The sequence below is a fragment of the Mesorhizobium sp. M7A.F.Ca.CA.003.01.2.1 genome, assembly GCF_003998945.1.
Lineage (GTDB): Bacteria > Pseudomonadota > Alphaproteobacteria > Rhizobiales > Rhizobiaceae > Mesorhizobium > Mesorhizobium ciceri.
Genome location: NZ_RZRA01000459.1, coordinates 1 through 4,400, shown reverse-complemented (window position 1 = coordinate 4,400; position 4,400 = coordinate 1). Strand labels below are relative to the sequence as shown.

At 63.3% G+C, this 4,400-nt stretch carries 5 protein-coding genes and 1 pseudogene; all 6 read right to left on the bottom strand.

Annotation, left to right across the window (positions count from 1 at the left end; all coding sequences use genetic code 11):
- The coding region (cimA, locus tag EN969_RS18700) for a citramalate synthase (RefSeq protein WP_206525180.1) at window positions 1–1,394 on the bottom strand (1,394 nt) is incomplete at its 3' end.
- Entirely contained in the window at window positions 1,391–2,347 is a 957-nt protein-coding gene (gene pip, locus EN969_RS18695; RefSeq protein ID WP_013532557.1) for a prolyl aminopeptidase, read from the bottom strand. The genes pip and cimA, both read right to left, overlap by 4 nt.
- Window positions 2,344–2,820 (bottom strand): GFA family protein, encoded by a 477-nt coding sequence (locus tag EN969_RS18690; RefSeq protein WP_013532558.1) that lies wholly within the window; start codon window positions 2,818–2,820, stop codon window positions 2,344–2,346. The genes pip and EN969_RS18690 overlap by 4 nt, the downstream gene beginning before the upstream one ends.
- Complete coding sequence (locus tag EN969_RS18685; RefSeq protein ID WP_013532559.1) at window positions 2,817–3,308, bottom strand: GFA family protein; 492 nt, start codon at window positions 3,306–3,308, stop codon at window positions 2,817–2,819. The genes EN969_RS18690 and EN969_RS18685 overlap by 4 nt, the downstream gene beginning before the upstream one ends.
- Before the next feature lie 6 nt (window positions 3,309–3,314).
- Window positions 3,315–3,701, bottom strand: a complete 387-nt coding sequence (locus EN969_RS18680) for a VOC family protein (protein WP_013532560.1) — start codon at window positions 3,699–3,701, stop codon at window positions 3,315–3,317.
- A pseudogene (locus tag EN969_RS18675) lies at window positions 3,698–4,400 on the bottom strand (cysteine--tRNA ligase); the annotation flags it as partial. The gene EN969_RS18680 and the pseudogene EN969_RS18675, both read right to left, overlap by 4 nt.

Sequence of the window (4,400 nt, the reverse complement as noted above, 5' to 3'; positions counted from 1 at the left end):
CCCTGGAATTTGCCGAGGTCCTTGCGCAGCGCGATGTCGAGTGCGTTGACCGGGCCATGCCCCTCGGCCACCGACATCTTCTCCTCGCCATCGACCACCACCTTGACGATCGCTTCGGAGACCGTCTTCAACTGGCCGTTGGCGTCGAAGCGGCGCTCGACCATACAGCGGAACGAGGTGACGTTGAAGAATTCCGGCAGGCCGTGCAGCATCTTGCGGGCGAGGAGTTCGAAGCTGGCATCGGCGCCTTCATAGGCATAGCCCTCGGCCTCGCGCTCCTTGACCACGGATATCAGCGCGTCGAGCCGGTGATCGTCCTTCGGCACCTCAATGCCGCGTCGCCTCAGCTCGGCGAGGAAATTGGCCTTGCCGCCCTGGTCCGAGACCATGACACGGCGGCGGTTGCCGACCGTTTCGGGGGGGACGTGCTCGTAGGTCGCCGGCTCCTTGGCCAGTGCGGAGGCATGAATGCCGGCCTTGGTGGCGAAGGCGGAAGCGCCGACATAGGGCGCTTGCGCCTCTGGCGCTCGGTTCAGGAGTTCGTCGAATGCGCGCGACAACCTGGAAATGCCTGTCAGCGCCTCAGCCGAAATGCCAGTTTCGAAACGATCGGCGAAGGCCGGCTTTAGCGCCAGCGTTGGCACGATCGAGATCAAATTGGCGTTGCCGCAGCGCTCCCCGATGCCGTTGAGCGTGCCCTGGATCTGGCGCACGCCAGCCTCGACAGCGGCGAGGGAATTCGCCACGGCCTGGCCGGTGTCGTCATGGGCATGGATGCCGAGATGATCGCCTGAAATGCCTGATAAAATAACCTTCTCGACGATGGCGCGGACTTCCGATGGCTGCGTGCCGCCATTGGTGTCGCACAGCACCACCCAACGCGCCCCGGCATCATAGGCGGTCCTGGCGCAGGCCAGCGCATAGTCGGGATTGGCCTTGAAGCCATCGAAGAAATGCTCGCAGTCGACCAATGCCTCCTTGCCGGCGGCGATCGCCGCCTCGACGGAGGCCTTGATGGCATCGAGGTTCTCCTCATTGGTGCAGCCGAGCGCGACACGGACGTGGTAGTCCCAGCTCTTGGCGACGAAGCAGATGGCATCCGATTTCGATTGCACAAGAGACGCTAGGCCGGGATCGTTGGACGCCGACACCCCTGCCCGCTTGGTCATGCCGAAGGCGACGAATTTGGCGCGCTCCGTGCGCTTCTCCTGGAAGAAGGCGGTGTCGGTCGGGTTGGCGCCGGGATAGCCGCCTTCGACATAGTCGAGGCCAAAAGCGTCAAGCAGTTTTGCGATGGCGATCTTGTCCTCGACGGAAAAGTCGATGCCCGGCGTCTGCTGGCCATCGCGCAATGTGGTGTCGAAGAGATAGAGGCGCTCGCGGGTCATGGTCATTTGCCTGCAAACTTGTCCGTCGCGCGGATCAGCCGGTCGAGGATACCCGGCTCCGAATAAGCATGGCCGGCGCCCTCGATCAGATGGAAATCCGCCTTTGGCCAGGCCTTGTGCAGCGCCCAGGCATAGCGCGCCGGGCATGGCATGTCGTAGCGGCCATGGACGATGGTGCCGGGGATGTCGCTCAGCCTGTGCGCGTCGCGCAGCAATTGTCCCTCTTCCAGCCAGCCGGCATGGACGAAATAGTGGTTCTCGATGCGGGCGAACGCGACGGCATAGTCGTCCTGCCCAAACGGACCGCTTGTCTCAGGCTCCGGCAACAGCGTGATCGTTTCGCCTTCCCACAGGCTCCAGGCGCGGGCCGCCTCGATCTGCGCCTTTCGATCCGTGCCGACCAGCCGCTTGCGATAGGCGACCATCATGTCGCTGCGCTCGGCCTCCGGGATCGGCGCCAGGAAGCGCTCCCATTTGTCCGGGAACATTTCCGAGACGCCGAACTGATAGTACCATTCCAGTTCCGCACGCGTCAGCGTGTAGATGCCGCGCACCACCAGTTCGCTGACGCGTTCTGGGTGGGTCTCGGCGTAGGCGAGCGCAAGCGTCGACCCCCAGGAGCCGCCGAACACCAGCCATTTGTCGAAGCCGGCCATTTCGCGCAGCCGTTCGATGTCGGCGACCAGGTGCCATGTCGTATTGGCTTCGAGCGAGGCGTTGGGCGTCGATTTTCCGCAGCCACGCTGGTCGAACAGGATGACATCGTAGAGCTTCGGGTCGAACAGCCGCCGGTGTTTTGGCGAAATGGTGCCGCCCGGCCCGCCATGCAGGAACACCGCCGGCTTGGCGCCTTTAGTGCCGGAACGCTCCCAGTAGACCTGGTGGCCGTCGCCGACATCGAGCATGCCGGAATCGAACGCCTCGATCTCGGGATAAAGCGTACGCAATTGACTGCTCATAGTTGTAAACCTTTGGTCGGCCAGTCCGGCGTTTCATGGTCTGGGTGCTGGAAGGAGATGATGGATTCCTGCCTGTTGTAATAATCAGGATCCTGGTGGACGGGCTGATCGAAGATCGTCTCCACCCAGGGCAACCGCGCGGCATAGTTGACCTGGATCTGCGGTGCCAGGTCCGAACGGTCGTCGAAGGCACCGATCGCGATTTCCAGCCCGCCGGGCTGCCGATATGTCAGCGGCGTGCCGCAGCGGGCGCAGAAACCACGATCGATGTTGACCGACGACTGGAAGTAACTCGGCTCTTCATGGGTCCATTCGACGCCATCTCTGGGCACCGTGACCAGCGCGCCGAAGAACGAGCCGAACTGCTTCTGGCACATGCGGCAATGGCAGATGGACGGACGGCCGAGCGCTCCATGAACGCGGAAGCGCACGGCGCCACACTGGCAGCCGCCGGTTCTTACCTGATCGGTCATGATCTTTCCTTTGGCGGCCATTGTTCGGTGTCGTGGTCGGGGTGCTGGTAGGAAACGAGATCGGCCAGATAGGAGGCCGACGACATGTCGGCCATGGTGTCCTCGCCCGGCAGTTGCGGGATCGAGTCGACATAGGGCAGCTTTGCCTCGATCCCCCATTGAATCAGCGGCACGATCTCCGCTGGATTGTCGAACGCACCGATGGCGAGGCCAACCCCGTCCGGCGCGGTGAAGGTCAGCGGCGTGCCGCAATCGGCGCAAAAACCGCGATCGACATGGTTGGACGAACGGAAGTATTTCGGCTCGCCGCGCGTCCAGTCGAGCCTGGCGCCACGCACCGAAACCAGCGGCGCGTAGAACGCGCCGAACGCCTTCTGGCACATGCGGCAATGGCAGACCGAAGCGTCGCCCAAAGCGCCTTCAACGCGAAAGCGCACCGCGCCGCACTGGCAGCCGCCGGTATAGATCGGTCGGTTGTCGAGGCTCATCGCTGATCACTCCGGCGCATGGCAGACGGCCTCGACGTTGTTGCCGTCGGGATCGAGGACGAAGGCGCCATAGTAGTCCGGGTGATAGTGCGGGCGCAGGCCCGGCCCGCCATTGTCCTTGCCGCCGGCGGCAAGCGCCGCAGCATAGAAGGCTTCGACCTCGGCGCGGCTGCGCGCGGTGAAGGCGACGTGCTGATGGGCCTTCTGACCATCCTTGCCTTCCTGCAGCCAGAATACCGGCCGATCGCGACCGTAGCCACCGACCTTTTTACCGCCGGTGTACTCCAGCGGCACCATATACAACAGCGCGGCACCAAGCGGCGCCATCGCCTTGTCATAGAAAGCCTTCGAAGCGTCGAAATCGGCAACGTTGATGCCGAGATGATCGATCATCTTTTTACCTCCCAGGTGGTGATGCGTTCGCCTGTGACCGGATCCTTGCCGTCCTTCAACTGTATCCCCTGGGCCAGCAGGTCGTCGCGGATGCGGTCGGCTTCGGCCCAGCTCTTGGCGGCGATGAACGCGAGACGCTTGGCGATGGCCTTGCCGACGTGGCCTTCATCAACCTTCGCCGACGCGACGTCGAAGCCGAGGAACAGCAGCGACGCCTTCAGCGATGCAGCGGCATCGTTGCCGTCCATTGCCTCGCCGGCCAACTGGGTCAGGACCTGGAAGGCGGCATAGGTGGCGAGATCGTCCGACAAGGCGTCAATGATCTCCACGGGCACCTGTCCCGCCGCCGTCGGCGCGAGGTCGGCCCCCCGCTTCCATTTTCGCAGGGTGTTCTCGGCCTCTTCCAGCTTGCGCACGGAAAAGTCGATCGGCTCGCGATAATGCGTCATCAGCATCGCCAGCCGCAGCACCTCGCCCGGCCATTTGCGGCCGCCGAAGGTCTCGGTCTCCAGGAGTTCGTTGATCGAGTAGAAGTTGCCGAGGCTCTTCGACATTTTCTGCCCTTCGACCTGCAGGAAGCCGTTGTGCATCCAGATGTTGGCCATCATTTCGGTGCCATGGGCGCAACGCGACTGGGCGATCTCGTTTTCATGGTGCGGGAAGATCAGGTCGAGGCCGCCGCCATGGATGTCGAAGACC

Excerpts from the sequence above, each read along its gene's own strand:
- pip (WP_013532557.1), bottom strand. The coding sequence starts at position 2,347 with ATGAGCAGTCAATTGCGTACGCTTTATCCCGAGATCGAGGCGTTCGAT.
- EN969_RS18690 (WP_013532558.1), bottom strand. The coding sequence starts at position 2,820 with ATGACCGATCAGGTAAGAACCGGCGGCTGCCAGTGTGGCGCCGTGCGC.
- EN969_RS18685 (WP_013532559.1), bottom strand. The coding sequence starts at position 3,308 with ATGAGCCTCGACAACCGACCGATCTATACCGGCGGCTGCCAGTGCGGC.
- EN969_RS18680 (WP_013532560.1), bottom strand. The coding sequence starts at position 3,701 with ATGATCGATCATCTCGGCATCAACGTTGCCGATTTCGACGCTTCGAAG.